We start from the raw sequence: 2040 nt of genomic DNA on the forward strand, positions 1-2040 counted from the left end.
TCAACATGGTCCGCAACATTGGTTGTCTCATTATTTAATTTAAAATCAATCGGCTTTGGTGGTGCGATTTCCCATTCTTTGTACCAATCGACAATTACGGAACCATCAGCATCAAGGACAACACCTTGAACAGCGCCAAGCTGCATATTTTCCCATGTCAATTCGATTTCAGAAATCAGTTTCTTTTGTTTTCTGGCAATATATTTCATTGCTGTCTCTAACTGATCTTCTGCGCCAAATTCACGACGGTTTTGGATTTCCTCTGATTTCACCGTATCACTTTTGGCAATCCGTGTTGTTTTGAAAAACCGAAGATTACGACCCTCTCTATCACCTTCTGTCAAAGGTGCGCCACGTTCACTGGTTTGAATAAGCGAAAATGTATTATCACGCCGTTCAATACCAACCACTGTGGTACTGGTTTCAACTTCTTCAAAGAGATTAAGAGAACTTACAAGACCAGGTTGAAACTCATAGTTTTCGATGGCTTTCATCATTGTGATGCTTGAGAAAGCATCATGTTTAAAAAAATTCATATCCATGTGTGCATTCTCCTATCGCAATAGAATGTTGTTATGGTCTTCGAGAGACTGAATGGCAGCACTTTTTTGTTCATCCGTGATGGCATCTGGCCATAGCAGTTCAGAAGCTTTTACAGTGCATAAGCGTGCTGTAATCACGGCACGTTGATCTGCTTGAGAGGCATCAACAGTGGCAAAAGAAATCCCCGCAGGGATTTGACTGCCATCTGCTGCTGCTGGATTAAGGGGGGTATATTTTTGTGATGCTGTAATTTTCCCCATGACAGTTCCCGCTTCAATGAATGCTCCTGATGCAAACAGCACTTCTTCGTTTGACATGTCAGGGTCGTAGGGTCCAAGATAAGCGCCATTGCGTACGTCGTCATAAATAATATTCGTCATTTCACTGCCCTCCAAGCTGCTTCCCATTTTGCGTGAATCTTTGCCTTGCTCGTCCCATCACTATGAGGGGTATAAGGCGAGACTTTTAAAGACGCGCTTTGAGAGCTAGCAGCCGTCAACACACATTGGCGTGCTTTCTCGATACTCATACCGTTTTGAATAGCTTTTGCTGCGTCAAAAGAAACGCCTAAGTGCTTTGCTTGCCTTTCAAGGGTTGTTAGTGCTTTTGCGCGCTTTCTTTCTTTTTCAAGAGCAGCTTTTATGTTTTCCTGCTTGTCCTCATTGTCTTCATCTTCATCTTCGTTTTCCTCTTCTTCGTCGAAGTCTTGAGTGTCTTCGTCAATGTCGCTCTCGTCCTCTTCGTCTTCGTTGATGATGTCGACAATTTTTTCATCATCATCCTTTTCTTCAGCGCGGTATTGTGTGCGTGCCATGTGTTTTTTCCTTCTTTTGTTGTTGCTGTTGGGTTTTGTGATATGGAATCCGTTAAGGCTTCCAAAGCTTGCGCAAGAGTGCCCTGCGCATCTGCTAATCCAAGCGTGATCGCTTGGGTGCCTATAAAAGTTTCTGCTTTTGTGTCACGAATTGCATCAGCATTTAAGCGTCTGTTTTTTGCAACCCAATCGACAAACATCTCGTAGAGCAGGGCGCAATCGGCTTGCATTTTTATCTGTGCTGTATCGCTCAAGGGTTCGTGAGGGTTGCCATGGGTTTTGTGATCACCTTCAAAGACAAAGGTCCATTTATGCCCGTGTTTTTCATCTGCACGGGATTGGTCAAGATGGGCACAAACAACCCCAATCGAGCCCACAACCCCTGTGCGAGCTACCCATATTTGAGAAGCCGCACAAGCAATGGCATAAGCTGCAGAACAGGCAAACTCATTGGCATGTGCCCAAATGGGCTTGTCGTATTGTTTTGAGAGTGTTTGAAACTCTTCAACCAAATCAAACACACCGCCGGCTTCTCCACCGCCGCTGTCAATATCAAATAAAACAGCGCGAACATCATGTTGTGCAATGGCTTCACGAAAAGAAGCCCTTAAACCTTCATAAGAGGTTAGCCCCGATAAAGCCCCAAGCCATGCACCACGGCGCACAAGCGTGCCATGAACCGG

Annotated in this window: 4 protein-coding genes; all 4 read right to left on the reverse strand. The window is 44.8% G+C overall.

Annotated features, from left to right (window positions below):
• The coding region (locus tag ACFILW_RS09480) for a major capsid protein (RefSeq protein ID WP_375685679.1) at positions 1-542 on the reverse strand (542 nt) is incomplete at its 3' end.
• Between the two features lie 12 nt (positions 543-554).
• The gene (locus ACFILW_RS09485) at positions 555-923 is read right to left on the reverse strand and encodes a head decoration protein (RefSeq protein WP_375685681.1); all 369 of its coding nucleotides are present in this window, start codon (positions 921-923) and stop codon (positions 555-557) included.
• Complete coding sequence (locus ACFILW_RS09490) at positions 920-1300, reverse strand: hypothetical protein (RefSeq protein WP_375685685.1); 381 nt, start codon at positions 1298-1300, stop codon at positions 920-922. The genes ACFILW_RS09485 and ACFILW_RS09490 overlap by 4 nt, the downstream gene beginning before the upstream one ends.
• A partial coding sequence (locus ACFILW_RS09495; protein WP_375685683.1) for a S49 family peptidase occupies positions 1183-2040 on the reverse strand: 858 nt, incomplete at its 5' end. The genes ACFILW_RS09490 and ACFILW_RS09495, both read right to left, overlap by 118 nt.

Source organism: Bartonella sp. TT110JLCBS (genome assembly GCF_042193405.1).
In the GTDB taxonomy this organism is placed as follows: Bacteria; Pseudomonadota; Alphaproteobacteria; order Rhizobiales; family Rhizobiaceae; genus Bartonella.